General features: G+C 46.2%; 12 protein-coding genes. 9 read left to right on the forward strand and 3 right to left on the reverse strand.

Going from position 1 to position 16,209, the window contains the following annotated elements; translation table 11 throughout:
• Positions 1-137 precede the first annotated feature (137 nt).
• The 3 genes from hydN (at position 138) to PY479_RS00925 (ending at position 5,941) form a co-directional block, all read left to right on the forward strand.
• On the forward strand, positions 138-683 hold the full coding sequence (gene hydN / locus PY479_RS00915; protein WP_133039426.1) for an electron transport protein HydN: 546 nt from the start codon (positions 138-140) through the stop codon (positions 681-683).
• Between the two features lie 20 nt (positions 684-703).
• Positions 704-2,881: a formate dehydrogenase subunit alpha gene (gene fdhF, locus PY479_RS00920; RefSeq protein ID WP_275482560.1), complete on the forward strand. Its 2,178-nt coding sequence runs from the start codon at positions 704-706 to the stop codon at positions 2,879-2,881.
• A 732-nt stretch (positions 2,882-3,613) separates the two neighbouring features.
• Positions 3,614-5,941, forward strand: coding sequence for an outer membrane beta-barrel protein (locus PY479_RS00925; RefSeq protein WP_275482561.1), 2,328 nt, complete (start codon positions 3,614-3,616; stop codon positions 5,939-5,941).
• Positions 5,942-6,072: 131 nt separating this feature from the next.
• Here the strand turns inward: PY479_RS00925 and PY479_RS00930 are convergent, their stop codons facing one another.
• Complete coding sequence (locus PY479_RS00930; protein ID WP_212595728.1) at positions 6,073-7,185, reverse strand: iron-containing alcohol dehydrogenase family protein; 1,113 nt, start codon at positions 7,183-7,185, stop codon at positions 6,073-6,075.
• A gap of 346 nt (positions 7,186-7,531) precedes the next feature.
• Between PY479_RS00930 and PY479_RS00935 the strand changes: the two genes are divergently transcribed.
• From PY479_RS00935 to PY479_RS00955, 5 genes are all read left to right on the forward strand, one after another.
• Complete coding sequence (locus PY479_RS00935) at positions 7,532-7,999, forward strand: hypothetical protein (protein WP_275482562.1); 468 nt, start codon at positions 7,532-7,534, stop codon at positions 7,997-7,999.
• 442 nt (positions 8,000-8,441) lie between these two features.
• Complete coding sequence (locus PY479_RS00940) at positions 8,442-8,819, forward strand: DUF1622 domain-containing protein (RefSeq protein WP_212595730.1); 378 nt, start codon at positions 8,442-8,444, stop codon at positions 8,817-8,819.
• Between the two features lie 51 nt (positions 8,820-8,870).
• A complete protein-coding gene (locus PY479_RS00945; protein ID WP_212595731.1) occupies positions 8,871-9,332 on the forward strand; it encodes a DUF6491 family protein in 462 nt (153 codons plus the stop codon).
• Between the two features lie 129 nt (positions 9,333-9,461).
• On the forward strand, positions 9,462-9,644 hold the full coding sequence (locus PY479_RS00950) for a hypothetical protein (protein ID WP_212595732.1): 183 nt from the start codon (positions 9,462-9,464) through the stop codon (positions 9,642-9,644).
• A 146-nt stretch (positions 9,645-9,790) separates the two neighbouring features.
• Positions 9,791-10,444, forward strand: a complete 654-nt coding sequence (locus tag PY479_RS00955; protein WP_275482563.1) for a DsbA family protein — start codon at positions 9,791-9,793, stop codon at positions 10,442-10,444.
• Between the two features lie 78 nt (positions 10,445-10,522).
• Here the strand turns inward: PY479_RS00955 and PY479_RS00960 are convergent, their stop codons facing one another.
• Both PY479_RS00960 and PY479_RS00965 read right to left on the reverse strand, forming a co-directional pair.
• On the reverse strand, positions 10,523-11,134 hold the full coding sequence (locus tag PY479_RS00960; protein ID WP_212595734.1) for a Yip1 family protein: 612 nt from the start codon (positions 11,132-11,134) through the stop codon (positions 10,523-10,525).
• Between the two features lie 157 nt (positions 11,135-11,291).
• Positions 11,292-12,224, reverse strand: coding sequence for an AEC family transporter (locus tag PY479_RS00965; RefSeq protein ID WP_212595735.1), 933 nt, complete (start codon positions 12,222-12,224; stop codon positions 11,292-11,294).
• A gap of 1,384 nt (positions 12,225-13,608) precedes the next feature.
• On the opposite strand from PY479_RS00965, the gene PY479_RS00970 reads away from it, so the two are divergent.
• On the forward strand, positions 13,609-15,966 hold the full coding sequence (locus tag PY479_RS00970) for an OmcA/MtrC family decaheme c-type cytochrome (RefSeq protein WP_275482564.1): 2,358 nt from the start codon (positions 13,609-13,611) through the stop codon (positions 15,964-15,966).
• Positions 15,967-16,209: the final 243 nt, after the last annotated feature.

Here is a 16,209-nt window from a genome sequence, read left to right on the forward strand (position 1 = left end):
TGCAACTTGCGATTTATAATTAACTATATGTTTTAAATTGGGAAAAATAGTTGGCTTGAAATATGTATTAGAGCCAAGAGTGTGTAGGTGCTTTGTAACAGCAGGCAACATAAGCCTGTGGAAAACCGGAGAGTATTATGAATCGTTTTATTCTCGCTGATGCCAACAAGTGTATCGGCTGCCGCACCTGTGAGGTAGCCTGCGCTGTTGCTCATCGCCCTGACGGGGATGTTACCGGCGTCAGCGCCGTAAACTTCAATCCCCGTATCCACGTTGTTAAAGGGGGCGACATCAGTACCGCGACAGCTTGTCGCCAGTGTGAGGATGCTCCCTGCGCTAACGTTTGTCCCAATAATGCTATCCGCCGCGAACATGGCTTTGTGCATGTACTGCAGGATCGCTGCATCGGTTGTAAAACCTGTGTGGTGGCTTGTCCTTACGGCGCTATGGAAGTGGTGACTCATCCGGTGGTGCGCAATACCGGCGCTGCCGTTAACGTCCTGGTCGAAAAAGCCCAGGCCAACAAGTGCGACCTTTGTTACACCCGCCCACAAGGGCCGGCTTGTATCGAAGTTTGTCCGACAGAAGCACTCAGATGTATTGACCGCAATGAACTTGAGGCCATGAGTGCAGAAAAACGCCGCCGCGCCGCACTGGACGCCGGGGCTCAGCTCTACTCTTAAGCTGGTAAAGGTAGATAACTATGGAAAAAGCAACCGTTGTATGCCCGTATTGCGGAGCGGGATGCAAGATGAATCTGGTGGTGGATAACGGCAAGATTATCCGCGCCGAGGCCGCAAATGGCTACACCAACCAGGGGGAATTGTGTCTCAAAGGCTATTATGGCTGGGACTTCCTCAATGACACCAAACTGCTGACACCACGTCTGCGCGAGCCGATGATCCGTCGCAGCAAAGGGGCGCCGTTTGAAACTGTGTCCTGGGACGAAGCGATTAAATTCGTCGCCAAACGTTTTTCAGAAATAAAAGAGAAGTATGGTCCGCGTTCCATCATGACTACAGGTTCTTCCCGTGGTACTGGTAACGAAACCAACTATGTCATGCAAAAATTTGCTCGCGCAGTGATCGGCACTAATAACGTCGATTGTTGCGCACGTGTCTGACACGGCCCATCCGTCGCAGGTCTGCGCGCTACATTGGGCAACGGCGCTATGAGCGTCTCGTTGGACGATATTGAAAATTCAAAATGTTTGTTTGTGTTCGGTTATAACGGTGCGGATTCTCATCCGATTGTGGCACGACGTATTGTCAAAGCCCGTCAGAAGGGCGCCAAAATCGTAGTGTGTGACCCACGCAAGATTGAAACCGCACGTATTGCTGATCAGTTCCTGCAGTTACATAACGGCAGCAACATGGCATTGATTAATGCCTTTATCTACACCCTGATTGACGAAGAACTGTACAACAAAGAGTTTGTCGCCAAATACACCGAAGGTTTTGAAGGCCTGTGGGATGTGGTGAAGGATTATGCGCCTGAAGCGGTAGAAGACGCTACCGGTGTGCCTGCGCAGCAAGTTCGCCAAGCCATGCGTACCTACGCCAGTGCAGAATCTGCAGTCATCATGTGGGGCATGGGCGTAACTCAGTTCGGTCAGGGCACTGAAACAGTGAAAAGTCTGGCGGCGTTGGCATTGCTGACAGGCAATCTTGGTCGCGAGGGGGCTGGCGTGGCACCTGTGCGTGGACAAAACAACGTTCAGGGCGCTTGTGATATGGGGGCTCTGCCGGATCTGTTCCCTGGCTATCAGTCAGTGGCTGACCCAACTATCCGCGAAAAATTCGCCAAAGCCTGGGGTATCGACCCGGCGACGATGGATCCACAGCCTGGGGTGCGTTTGTCACTGGTTCCACATTTGGCGATGGAAGGTAAAGTCAAAGCCTACTACATCATGGGTGAAGACCCGATGCAAACCGAAGCCGATAGCAGTTCGGTTCGCAAGGGCCTAGAAGCGCTCGACTTACTGGTGGTTCAGGACATCTTCATGACCAAGACCGCCGAAGTGGCCGATGTGATCCTGCCGGCGACCTCCTGGGGTGAGCATAGCGGTGTTTATACCTGCTGCGACCGTGGTTTCCAACGTTTCAACAAAGCGGTGGAACCGAAGTACAACGTCAAACGTGACTGGGAAATCATCTCCTTGATTGCCACCGAGATGGGCTACCCAATGCACTACGATAACGATCAGCAGATCTGGGACGAACTCAGAGGGCTGTGTCCGATGTACTACGGTGTGACCTACGAGAAGATGGGCGAACTGGGGCATATTCAGTGGCCATGTCCGACCTTGGATCACCCAGGTACTCCGATACTGTACACAGATCTGAAGTTCACCGCAGCGCCCTCTGGAAAAGGGCAACTGCTGACTCACGAGTGGCGTAAACCGGGCGAGCTGACAACGCCGGATTATCCGCTGGTACTGAGTACCGTGCGTGAGGTTGGTCATTACTCTTGCCGTTCTATGAGCGGTAACTGTGCGGCCCTGAAAGCGCTGGCGGATGAACCCGGTTTTGTACAGATCCATCCGGATAATGCACGGCAACTGGGGATTAAGGATCAGGCGCTGGTATGGGTTGAGTCACGTCGCGGCAAGGTCATTACCCGTGCTAACTTTAACGAACGCGTCAATCGTGGGGCAGTGTACATGACTTACCAATGGTGGGTCGGTGCTTGTAACGAACTGACACAGGAAAATATGGACCCGGTTACTAACACGCCTGAGACCAAGTACTGTGCGGTTACCCTGAGTTCGATTGGCGACCAGAGCTGGGCAGAGAACCATGCTGAACAGATCTATCAGGATCTGAAAGCGCGTCTGCGCAGTGCAGTAGAGAATGCCAAACCGGCATCCGTGGCAATTTAAGCGCCACACCATGTTGTTTGATATGCGTTAACACGTTAATACTCACACTTAACTTTTGGGGACAGTTCTCTGTCCCCTTTTTTCTAGCCTCGTGTCCACTCTAAATCTCTTTAGGCGACTCACTGCGTAGCTATGCTGCTGCGCCGATAGCGATCATATCAATGGTGCCTTTGCATCATGCTGTCCACTAACAAATCACTAAAAATGATTGAAAATCATTACCGAATAAACCTCATTGGTTGAAAAATACACATAAAAGTAATGTAATTTTTGTAGATAATTTACTTTTAATATTGAAAAAACTGTTAACGGTTAGTTAGCTATTTTCAACGAAAGGTTAATCAAAGTAGACTAACGGCCGTATTCCACACGGTCTGCCACGGGGGCTATTAACGGCAGGTAACCGGATTATGGCTGGAAGACGTTAACCATAAAAATATGCGTGAAATATAACGATAAAATTATTTTAACTATACATAACAACAACATTGATCGATGAATGCGATGGCTTAGGGTTACGCGCGTAACACGTACTACGTGGCGATATGGACATCAGCAACGCTGAGTCCCTTACCTTGCATCTAAATCTTAATTAGTTTGCTGTGTGTTTTATTCTTTTTAAGGTACCTGATGACTACTGCACCCCGACCAGACAAAAATGGTCTTCAGCCTTCGAGTAATTGTGTTACATCCCTGCTGTTTTCTCGGATAACTGTTTGTGTTCTATGTTTGTTGGCACAGTCGGTTGCGTATGCTGAGGAATCGACAACTGCCAGCAAGTCCACTGAAGATGCAACCAATCAAAGTTCACGTGAGCGTGACCGGATCTTATTGAAACGCAACCCGATCGCCTCTGAATACCAGACCATGGGGCCTCCGGGCGATTTTTATGGGGCGACTTCAGATGCTGAAGGTGTCGATTTTCGCTCGCAGTTCAGTTTGCCAACCGGGCCAAAAGAGGCATCCAGCATCAGAGTAGAAGGTAATCTTAACTATCAGGACATCGCTGAAGATGTGGTCCCCGGAGGCAGTCTGGATCTGGCGAAGAGTTTTGGCCCGTTAAGTCTGCAGTTTCAAGTCCAGCAAAATGCCTCTAAGCGCATCGTCGATTTATATCAGGCAAGATGGCTGGCGGTCAGTGAACCGGCATTATCCGACAAAGATACTATGCTGCTGGGTTTTCCGCGCTATAGCCGCGACACCTTCGACACTACCAGTTTAGATATGCGCTGGCGTGCTGATTACACACTACAAGACAATGTCCGATTAACCTATGAAGGCATGTCGACGAACTACGATGACACCTCGACACGCGACCGTCTGGAATTTCAAAATGGTGTCGGTAGTGTCAGTGATGCAGTCCTTGGCAGTGATGGCAGTACCATCAGTGAGGCATCTATCGCCTCTAGCCAATTACGTCGTTACTTCCATCAAACCCAAACCGCCCGTGACATCAATCGTCACCGCCTCGACTTATCTATCGATGGCGAAAACGGTTCTACTGAAGTGGGGATGTATTACAGTCACTGGGTGAACCGGGTGCTGTGGCAACCCTGGAACTTCATCGACAAAAATGTCTCGTCCAGCTATAACATCGACAACCGTTATTTGCCGGAATCGATAGCCGGTAATATCGATTTATATGACGTGAGCAATTCCGTCTTTGCCAATTATCGACCTTCGCTCACGACGACTACTGATACAGATTATGCGTTTATTGTCGATTGGGATCGTAAACTTACCTTGGCCGACAAGGTTGTCTGGGTAGGGGCTGGGGTTGACTGGCGCAATAAAAAGCGAAATAACGTAAACGAAACATTGGTTTATAATGCAACATCCGACAGCTTTAATTTGCAGGATGTGATTGGCAACAACGGCGCAATCTCTATTATGAATGGTGACTACCTGTTGCCGACAGCGCTGGATTACGCTCAGAGTCAGGCGTACTTTCAGGCAAACCAAAGTAGCCAGTTTGCACTGGATTTGGAACAATCATTTCTGCAGTCGATTCAGAATCTCTACACCAGCGAAGAAACGGTGGGTTCAGCCTATGTTAACGCTTATCAACAGCTGAATAATTGGTTTTGGCGTATGGGGTTACGCGTTGAACGCACTAAGACCAATACGCGCGGCGCTGTCAGTGGTCCTCCAGAAATGGACATCACCTCGGAAGGGGAAGCCATTACCAGTCTGACGTTAAATGGCGAAACCGTTGCAGAGACCTTTGACAGTTTTGATGCGGCATTTGTGGAGGGGGAAAACAGTTACCAACATGTATTGCCATCGCTGGAATTGCGCTACAAGGTTAATGCAGATCTGAAGCTAAAAATGGCGTACTTCGAGCAGCTGATGCGACCACAGTATTACGATACTGTACGCTATCGTCGTATCAACCAGCCAACACGTGAGATCAGCGAAGGGTCGCCTGATCTGGAAGCAACCTCCATTCGTAATGTGTATGCCGGGTTTGAATACCAATATGCCGATGAGGGTCAGTTAGTTGCTGGGGCTTATTACAATGAGGTCTCGAACTTCTTTTATGACTCTGTCACCACCGAAGCATTGGACGGTATCGTTTACGATGTCACGCGGGTCGAAAATGGTAAGGATGGTTATATCCGCGGGCTTCAAGCCTTTTGGTCATACGGCTTTGATTTCCCGGTCGTTGCATCTGCGGATGTTCAACTTTCCTACGTTTATTCAGATTCTGAGGCAAACCTCGGCGATCGCACGATTGTCATGCCTGAACGGGCTAAGCATCGGCTAGCGCTGAACCTGCTGCTGGCGGACGAAAAATGGCAGTACGCTTCGCAATTTTCCTGGCAGAGCAAGGCGGTAGATGATGTGGGGCAGTCGGCAGCGCAAGATACTATTCGTGAAGCCGTATTAGTATGGAATCAGTCATTTACCTGGCACTTTGACCAGCAATGGAGTACCCGCCTGGCGTTGAATAATGTGCTGAATACGCCTGACCGGTCGTATCAAGGTGAAGAAAGTCGGGTCGTGAATAATCTTTACAGCGGCACAACTGCCAGACTCAGTGTGATTTTCAACTACTAGTCATAGCAACAGGGAAACACCGAAATGATGTTTCCCTGTCTGCTGCGCACCGTAATTTTATAGCGTTATCGGCGTAAGCCGCAGCCGTGGAAAAGTCAAAGGCGTCGCTATTAGCTTGCGACGCCTTTTAGTTACTTATGTGCTTGTCCAACACGGTCGGTTTCTACTATCGCCTCAATGAATTTTTCCTTGGTTGGTTTGCCTGGGGCGTAGCGCCATTCAATCACTGATGCCGCTTTGTGAGCCACAACGGGTAAGTCAGCTTCGGTCAAACCAATATCTGCCATCGTGGTTGGCAGTCCCAACGCTTTATTGAAAGCGAGAACACGTTCAAATTCGTCAATATTGTTGTCGTATTTCAGCAGGCAAAGCACACCAAAGGCGACGATTTCGCCATGCAAATGGGACTCACAAGCCGGGATCAACGAGCTGCCGTAATACACACAATGTGCCAATGAGCTGTTGTAGTAATATTGATCGGCTGGCGCAATCTGATCGCTGATATGCACAGTGCAGTTGGACACAATGCCGGTGAGCATAATGATGTCCAGCACCACCTCTTCCAGTTCGGCCGACACCCGGTTATTGCGGCAGTCATCCAGCGCTTTTTCGCCATGTTGTAACAGCGGCGAAGTACAAGTTTTGGCGATCCCCAACCCCAACAGTGACAGGTGTGACAAGTTCTTTTCGCGGCAGCTATATTCAACTTCATATTCTTTACTGAGCGCGTCACCGATGCCTGCCCAAAATAGCGCTGCAGGCGATTCGGCAATAATCTTGGTATTGATAAACGTATGTAGTGGTGGATGATTTTGGTAAGAATAATCCTTAAATGAGCCATCCTCGTGATAGATCACGCTCAAAGAGGTGCAGGCCGCGCAGTTTGAGGCAAGGGTTGGAAAGGTAAAAACCGGTTTGTTCAGCAACGCACCTAATACTTTGACTGTATCACAAGCACGACCGCCACCCACGGCAAACAGCATGTCAGCTTCCTGCACCAAAGTTTCTGCTTGCAGACGATGAACATTTTCCATCGTTGCGTTACCACCATACCAGAGAAATCCCAACAAGGAGACTGGGGTGTTTACTACCCCATCAATAAGGGCGTGCTTGGCTTTTGACATCGCAATTTCACCGCCAATAACCACGGCCTTGTTGCCATAAGGTGCGGTGATATATGAAATTTTGTCGTAGGCATTTTCACCAACAGTATAGTTGGGAAGGTAAATGGTTTGGTTTGACATCTTCTGATCCTGCTTGCTATCTGTTACTTCCGATTTAAATAGCTGATTGTTGATTGAAATTAATAAGATTTTTATCAATTACTTGATAATCAAATGCACTACCATGAAAACAACCATCAGCCGAGAGGGGTGTTTGCGTCAAACTTCCTTCCTGTAGCGTTTCAGGAAGTACGCAGAGATGGGGTTCTGACTTGCCGTTTATGGGGCTAATTGAACTCAACTCTTCGCAGCGGTTGGTGCGGAGGAAACTACTGACACTCCTAAACTGCACCAAACCGTATAACAATCGCACGCAACTGACAATTTTTTTGTCACTGATTTTGGATAGATTCAGGAGGCGCGATTCATGCGAGCAAAGAGTCATCTCTTTAAGGAAGTTAATTGCCTATCATATGGAGCGCAGCAGCCGATGTTGATGAAATTCCTGATGACGTTGATACTTTTACTTTGGTGCATAACCGGTGTGCAGGCGCAGTCATGGGACTGCCAGATAGACTTTGAGAGCAGATGCACCCCAGCCGATGGCTGTTCGACGTTTGGTGCCAAAGGTGATGACAACACTAAGCCGGTTTCTGTCGCGTTTGACTCAGCCGGCAACTTTGATATCTGTATCTATTCAGGATGCTATCAAGGACAAGGTGCAGTCCTTTCGACATCGCCGTTTTTATCGATCACCGAAGCCGATGCCGAATGGGTTGGCGTTACACCCAGGCGAACCAATGTGTTTATTGTGTTGGATATCAAGGAAAATATCGGCATGTTTAAGGCGGATGTTTTTGCGCAACCGATGACATGTCAAACGGTTGAAAAATAATTAACCTATTGATATTAAATTATAAGGTTACCGCATTGTCGTTCATTATTGTGGATGTCTGGCATCCGCGGTGACAGCAGATAGCCTCGTTATGCCGTCATCATTGGCAAAGAAGTGGCGGCAAAAATAAGCAACGCCAAGCGCAGGAAGTTTTCCATTACAACATCTGGCCGCATGGCTAGCCTGAATCATTCAAGCACAAAGACTCAGCAGTTATCGCCATTTTTCCTTTTCACATAACCACTCTAGTTTTTAAACGGGAGCGTCATCTCTCAATTTCTAAAAGTTAGGCGCTGGCAGTGACTAAACTTAAGCTAGCGTTTTAATAGTGTTTACTGTGTGAAAAACTAGGTTAATCTGGTGCTTCCTCCGAGACTTCCGGCAGAAATATAAGCAGTGGTTATTGGGAGCATGGCACCCCACCTAATAAGGGAGAAAGCCGATGCTATCGTTTACATCGACTGTAGAAACCGTTGGCTTAGTGATCGACGCTGCCGGAGTGATCGTTATCGTGTTTGGGTTGTTAATTGCGGCATATAAATTTGTGCAATCTATCGGACAGTCCACTGATACGTATCGGCAATTAAGACAGGATATTGGCCGTGGTATCTTGCTGGGGTTGGAGCTGTTGGTCGCCGCTGACATCATACGTACCGTGGCTGTTAAACCCACGATGCAGGGCGTCCTCATTTTGGGCTTAATTGTGCTGATCCGAACCTTTCTTAGCATGGCATTACAAGTGGAACTGGAAGGTCGATTACCTTGGCGTCGCAGCGTGCAGGAACAGAATGTCAATAATCCACAAGCCGGTATTCATTGAGGCGTTAATGCTTGGATATCGTCATGTAATGCCTGAGATAAAGGAAAAAATATGAAACGGATAGTGCTGCTTATGATAGTGACCCTGTGGTTGACTGGGTGTGCCTCTTCTGGCAATCAGATGTCGGACAGTGACAAGGATAAGGCCTATCAGCAATATATCGTGACCCATAAATTGGAAAGTGTGCGCAGTATAAAGCGATTCAAACTAAGCGGTTGGAAGGAGCTTACTGAAACCCACCTGATCATCACCGGACAGTTCAATCGGGATTATCTGATCTCATTACGTAATGCCTGTACTGGGCTGCGTTATGCTAACTGGATCCAGTTGTATCAATTCGATTCATTGATGTTTGACTCACGCAGTGATTCGCTCAGTGGGGGGCCTCAGGCTTTACCTATTCGTTGCCGTATCGATGCGATTTACCCTCTGACAAAGGAACAGGTAACGCAGATCATGAATATTGGTCAGCTTCCGACAGCGGCAAGTAACGCTGAGCAAGTTGGGAAGTAACGGCGATAACAGATTGCTAAGGTACACGGATAAAACATCAGTTTAGTGGTCTGAATTCAAAATGAGCATTGATAGATGGCAATTCTTACGTCTTGTTAGGCAAGCAGTGATATCTGGAGGTAAATTTTGGTGAAAATGGCAGTGGCCTTTATCAGTCTGATATTGGTCGAAGGGTGTAGCTGGAATCCTCTAGAGGTTGGCGCAGAAGTGTCCCCTCACGGCACTTCAGTCACTGTGAAAGGAAAAGCTAAAGGCGGCGATATTGATGTGTCTGATATTCCCAAAACAGAGCATCCGATACAGCAAAACTAGTATCAGTTGTAGTCGTTCGTTGATGCCAACCAGTAGTCATCGCTTGGCTTAACAGATGTTAATGTTTTTATTGTATTTATTACTGGAATTGATGCTTATCTTTAGGCACTATCAAGGCTTATGTTTTTTGGGGAAAGTGTAGTTGTATGAAACGTCATCTTGTGTTGTTAGCCAGCTTGCTCTTGGCGGCAGTCAGTGTCAGCGCTATCGCCCGCGCTGAAGACCAGTCATTTAAAGAAGGGCAGGATTTCATTACAGTTAAACCGGCGGTAAAAGTTCCCGGTGTAAAACAACCTTATGTGATTGAGTATTTGTGGTTAGGTTGCCCACATTGTCAGGCAATGAATCCGATTATTGAACACTATGAACATGAGCACCCCAAGGTAAAGTTTGTGCGCCGTCCGGCCATTGGCAAGGACCGTTGGGTGTTTGATGCGCATGTGTTCTATGCGTTACAAGAGACAGGTAACGGTGAGCTGATTTATAAGATTATGGAGTTTTATCATAATCTTGCTGGTTCAGAACGGCGGCTTCCCGATAAGGAAGATCTTAAGCCTTTCCTGACGCAACACCATATTGATGCTGATAAGTTTTATAAAGCGATGGACAGTGACGCTACGCTTGAAAACTTGTCTGCGGCGTACCAAGATCAGGAAGCTTTGGGCATCAAAGGTGTCCCCACTTTTCTGGTCGGCGGTCAGTACATTATGACGTTGGCATCGATAACTCAGGCAAAAGATCCGCAAGCCCGCTTCGAAGCGTTAATGAATTATCTGGTGGAAAAAACACAGCACAACTAGGCGGTTTTGAACATAAAAAAGGGACAAACTCAGCTTATTACTAGCGGTTGTCCCTTTTTTGTTAGAACTGGCAATTGGTCAGCGGAAGAAATACCAAATCACACTGTTTTCTGAGCCCATACTCCACAGCATAACCACGACAGATAGCAGCACTTCTAACACCAGTACACCGATCCCTAAAGTCACACCTGACAGAATAAATCCCTTTTTATGGCTGATACTGAGAAAACTGGGTGTCCCGGTATACAGTAGATAAGCGGTGTACAATACCCCGACAATCAGGGCCAAAAGACATAACCAATAAATGGGGTAAATCGCAAAAATGCCACTGAGAAACATTGGTGTGGCCGTATATCCCGCAAAAATAATACATTCGCGGCGACTGGGGCGATTAGGGATTTTTCGCGCTAGCCAGTGGATAATACTGCCGACAACACCAACCGCTAACAAGATCAATGCATAGAAAGCGATGCCCAGTGCAAAGCCGTTTAGCAGTGAAACTTTATAAGATTCTTCTCCCCCAAACGTCCAGCCAAATTGGGTAGTACCGATTAAAGAACTCAATACTGGCACCGCCGCCATCCATAAAATATGGTGGGCATACATATGACTAACAGTCTCATGTTCGGCGTTGATGCTGCGCCATTCATGTTCCGGATGCAGCAAGAGTCCCCATACATGATTACTCATATCAGACCTCTCTGTTTTCAGGCAGCAGAAGGGTATCTGTTGCTCAAAAATTGATCTACATCAATAAGTGTAGTCAGAGAGGCCAAAGAAGGGCAATTTGCCAAGTTGCAATGGCACCACTCTAGATGGGTGCAGTTCAGGGGAGGCCGATAGTGCATCAAATCAGTTTCAACATCGATAAGGTACCAAAGGCTGCCGCTGTTACTGGCAATGAAACTAAAGTGGTCACGGCAATAATACTGGCGGCAAGGCGATGATCTCCGCCAAGGTACCGTACCATCACGTAACTGGCTGCAGCCGTGGGCGCAATAGACAGCAGTAAAACAATCCCGAGATTGGTTCCACGAAACCCCATAAGGAAGGCACAGAGCACCATAAACCCTGGATACAACAAGCACTTACATAACGTGCTGATACCTATATTAAACCAATCTGCGCTGAAAGAGCGAAATTGCAACGATGCGCCAGTACAGATCAACGCCAGTGGTAAGGTTAATTGAGAGAAATACTTGCCTGTTCTGAGTAATACTTCGGGTAAGTGCACTTGCCAATAAGAGATAGGTAAAGCCAGCAGAATGCCGATGATCAACGGATTAGTTATGATGCCTTTAATGTGTTGGATAAGTGAACGTTTGCCGTCCAGATAAAAATTCAATACAAAAACAGATAACACGTTAAACAGTATGGTAATACAGCCTAGGTACACCGCCGCTGCGGCTAAACCATTACTTCCGTAGGTATTGGCGCAGTAAGCAAGCCCAATAATGCCCATGTTTGCGCGAAAGCCGCCCTGAATGACCACTCCTCGGGCATTTGGCGGTGTGACGCTGAAGTGGCAGAACAGCATCAGCAATAAGAAAAATGTGGTCGTCGCTGCCGCGCCGGTGGCAATTAATTTGACATTAGCTGCATGGGAAAAATCAGCCTGACTGATCGAGAGAAACAGTAATGCGGGCAAAGCCACATTGAATACCAGTTTCGAACCCGCTTCGATAAACCCCTCATTGAGCATTTTAATGCGAAAAAATACCCACCCCATCAACAATAAAATAAGCACAGGCAACAAGGTGTTAGTAATAAAGCCGAACATTTGCGGTCCTTGTGTAGTGAGGGGAGTAGACCTTAATTTAGGGAATGCTTCATCATATCAGAGCAAATTAAAAATCATATACCGCGTATGTAGTTACATACGTATTGAACTCAAATGCGAGTGCGAAAAGGAATGGCGGGTGTCGAAAGGTGCGGTTGCCATCATTAATCAGGTGTCAAATTCACTACAGCATGATAGTGGTTAGTTTCTTTATTTTGTCATTAGCCGTACAGCATATATCACCATTTCAGTGCAATATGATCCCGTGAAATTCAATTTCAACTTTTCATAGGCAGTTTGGCACTATTCATCCTTACAACCTAGCCAGTTAGCGCATGACATAAACATCCTTGCAGTATTCCTTTGTTAATGGATCTCAAGTTTTCTACAGCATCTTCGTTAGGTAATTATTTTAGATGTGGATGTGAAGTAGAACCGTAGATACGCGGGTTGCATATTAAAAATAGAGAGTTACCTGTAATGGTTGTCATCAATATAAGATTTAAGATTGAATTAATATTTCATCCATTAAGGTAAATTTTGTCATAGAGTCACGGTGATGTCTGTCACATACAATGTATGCAATGTGATTTTTGGGGCACCTATTCTTCATTGGTTAACAGCGTATTTCTGATAAAACTAAGTAAAAATATCTTGATGGTAATAATTATGAAAAATTCTTATAAAGTACAAATATACTATATTAAAAATTTATCTATTTATAACTTCCCCATAATTTATCGTTAAAGCATTATAGTTATGCAATGTTTATTTTTTGTAATTCACTGAAAAATAACAATAAAAATTCAATTCATAATTCTTGTATTTTCATGTTTGGTTATAGCAAAGGCATCATTGCTTTTATCGTTTCTTGTCTCTTTGGTATGAAATCAAATTTACAAACATTGATATTGGTTGAACTTGTCAAAATTTAATTAATTATTGTTCGTTAAATACCTGTAATTAACATAATTTTTGGTTTGCTATTGATGAGTACACAGCCCTTGCTGTATAGTGCTTCGCGCTTCCTTGAGTCATTTTTGATATTTCTACTGTACCCATCTTTCACACATTAATTGCATTTTTTGAAAATAATACATCTGAAATTGAATATTTCAGATTACGTAATTTAGCCTTAAGTTCACAATTCGTTATCGCAAAATTAAATTAGTACTTACAAATGGGTATAGTGTATTTGCAACAGGAGTGTGTCTGTTGAAGATATGCTTATTAATACACATTTTGTAGACACCTTATAAGCAAACCTACATCTTATTTCAGGAATAACGCAGACATGTATGTTGGCGTACTTCGCTGGTATGAAGCAGGTATCTGATATGACACAGTTCCTCGTATGTAATAAATATACTTAACAAGGGACGCAATGATGAAAAATCATAAGAAGTCATTACTCGCGTTAGTCCTGCTGGGCGTGTTCGGGCTGTCTGCCTGTACATTTGATGGCAGCGATGGAAAAGACGGTGTAAATGGTACTAATGGTACTGACGGTACCAATGGCACTGATGGTAAAGACGGTCTGGATGCAGGTTCAGTCGTATCCACAATTTACAAGGCGGCTGACGTAACCTTCACCATTGAACCAGCAGACAATACGCTGGCTGGTGATGGTGCTTTTGCGCTTAAATTCAGTGTAACAGCTAAAAACCAGGCGGGGGTTGATAAGCCTTTGACTGGGTTAAGTCAAATAGCTATCTACTCAGCTACTGCCATGCCTAATGCGACAGGTGATGGCCCATCTACCGAATGGGTGAATAATGGTTGGGCTGCGGGCAATGGCTCATCTATGTACTGTACTCTGGATGGCACATATTCTTCTCGTGGAGTTACAGGTGAAGCTTGTACTCTGGTAGAAGACCCAGACAACCTGGGTACCTATACAGGTACCTGGACTTATACCGATACCGCCGCACCGATCATGAATGCTAGCGATGATCTCACTGCGCCTCACCGTGTATTCATGCGGTTGTACAATCTGACTGATGCTGATGGCAATGCTATTAGCGGAAAAGTGTTGTCACCCGTACTTGACTATATTCCATCTACTGGAGAAGTGGTTGAAAGTACAGGTAAAGATACCGTTCCAAATGCGGTTTGTATGAAGTGTCATGGTCAAAGTAGCGATACTGGCAACATTGCTAGTATGGGACCACACGGTAACTACCAGGGTGAGCAGTATTGCGTTGTTTGTCACAACCCTGGAAATCAGCCAGTTGCAGATACACCTGCTGGTGAAGTTTTTGACATGCCAGCGATGATCCACCGTGCGCATGCTGGTGAACATATTGCAGCAGATACAGAAGCTGGCGATACAACTATGGGAGCTTTGGGCTTTGTTCAGGCCGACAGATGGGCAGAAATTGCATATCCAGCACCATTAGATCAATGTACTGTATGTCACAGCACTAACGAAGGCATGACTACTTGGAAAGATGAGCCTACTCGTGCTGCATGTGGTGGCTGTCACTCCAATATCGACTTCGCAACTGGTGAAGGTCACTCTAGTTACACCCTTGCTCAGGCTGACGACACTCAATGTGCTGCTTGCCACGCAACAGGTGCACTGTCTCCAATGCAGGCGCACAAAGTTGGTAAGCGTGCAGACGTTTCTCCATTGCTGACAGTTGAATTTACACGTGCTACCAAAGCGGCTTCTACCACTGCCGGTATGCAAGATGTAACTATCAAAGCAAACGTTACCTTTAATGGCGCGAAATTGGCTGACGTAGCAGATCTCGATGTGCTGGCCAAAGCTTCTACTCTGATGGGTAACGTTGACAGCAATGGTGAAGTCACTGCTTGGACTTCCCGCCCAGCTCTTAATAGTACTAGCGCTACTCTAGCTGACGGAGTTCTGAGTCTGACTGCTACAGTCACAGATGCGCAAGCAACTGGTACTATCTATGTTGGTACAGAAGCTAACTTCTGCGTAAGCTCTGACGAAGCAATCGTGGCTTGTGGCGACAAAACCATTGACTACATGTTTGATGGGGATGATCCTGTTGGCGCTTCTTCAAATGTAGCCTTCTTCAATTTGGATGTCGGTGAACCAGTGTCAGCTCGCTTTGTCGATGCCGACCGTATCTCTGTATCTGAAGCTAAGTGTAATGCTTGCCACGACTCTCTGGACTACATCAAGGGCTACAGACATGGTGCCTATACCTTCGATCAATGTATGGACTGCCATAACAACAAGTTACCTGCAACACACCATCCAGAAGTTGTTTATCTAGGTGATGACGGTAACATTGTAACCACTGACGTAACCTTTGGTAACCGTGATTTAGTAACAGTAGCTCACCGTTTCCACAATGGTAACTTCGACGAAATTGGTGGAATCTATAAAGATGCTGACGGTAATGTTGTTGGTTATCCAGGTGTTCCAAATGACTGTACTGCATGTCACAAAGATGGTGCGACTTTCTTTGCTGCTGATGGTGGCCTGACTTCAGGCAAATCCTCTATCGCGGTATCGACTGATAGTAATGAGGATGGTACGTTTGATGCCTTTACTAAGGACGATACCACTTACTATATTTCGCCGGTAGCTGAATCATGCCGTAGCTGTCATACCAGCCAGTCTGCTGCTGCCCACTTCAGTTCAAATGGTGCGGTAATGGCTGTAGACGCTAATACCAATCCTGTCTTGCCGGTTGAATCCTGTGCAACTTGTCACGCTAAAGGTAAGCCCTTCGGTATCGACCAGTTCCATAAGATACAGTAAGTAATTTGCCAGGGACTATGTTCTGTTAAGGGCTCCCCTTTGGGGGCCCTTCAGAAAACTGTAAACACCCTGGTGACGTGACTCCAAAGCATTGTTTGTATTGACAGCGTCCCCTGTTCACTCGAATAAATGCTTAATGAGTATTTACTCAGGGGAAACGTAAATGAGGATGAATGTTACTGTCAGTAGTCCTTGGCTCCTTCCATAAAAAACAGCCTTTACAGGCTGTTTTTTTATGGATTG

Source organism: Shewanella sp. A32 (genome assembly GCF_029167175.1).
GTDB lineage: Bacteria > Pseudomonadota > Gammaproteobacteria > Enterobacterales > Shewanellaceae > Shewanella > Shewanella yunxiaonensis.

Excerpts from the sequence above, each read along its gene's own strand:
- PY479_RS00935 (WP_275482562.1), top strand. The coding sequence starts at position 7,532 with ATGCGAGCAAAGAGTCATCTCTTTAAGGAAGTTAATTGCCTATCATAT.
- PY479_RS00930 (WP_212595728.1), bottom strand. The coding sequence starts at position 7,185 with ATGTCAAACCAAACCATTTACCTTCCCAACTATACTGTTGGTGAAAAT.
- PY479_RS00960 (WP_212595734.1), bottom strand. The coding sequence starts at position 11,134 with ATGAGTAATCATGTATGGGGACTCTTGCTGCATCCGGAACATGAATGG.
- PY479_RS00940 (WP_212595730.1), top strand. The coding sequence starts at position 8,442 with ATGCTATCGTTTACATCGACTGTAGAAACCGTTGGCTTAGTGATCGAC.
- PY479_RS00970 (WP_275482564.1), top strand. The coding sequence starts at position 13,609 with ATGATGAAAAATCATAAGAAGTCATTACTCGCGTTAGTCCTGCTGGGC.
- PY479_RS00965 (WP_212595735.1), bottom strand. The coding sequence starts at position 12,224 with ATGTTCGGCTTTATTACTAACACCTTGTTGCCTGTGCTTATTTTATTG.
- PY479_RS00955 (WP_275482563.1), top strand. The coding sequence starts at position 9,791 with ATGAAACGTCATCTTGTGTTGTTAGCCAGCTTGCTCTTGGCGGCAGTC.
- hydN (WP_133039426.1), top strand. The coding sequence starts at position 138 with ATGAATCGTTTTATTCTCGCTGATGCCAACAAGTGTATCGGCTGCCGC.
- PY479_RS00945 (WP_212595731.1), top strand. The coding sequence starts at position 8,871 with ATGAAACGGATAGTGCTGCTTATGATAGTGACCCTGTGGTTGACTGGG.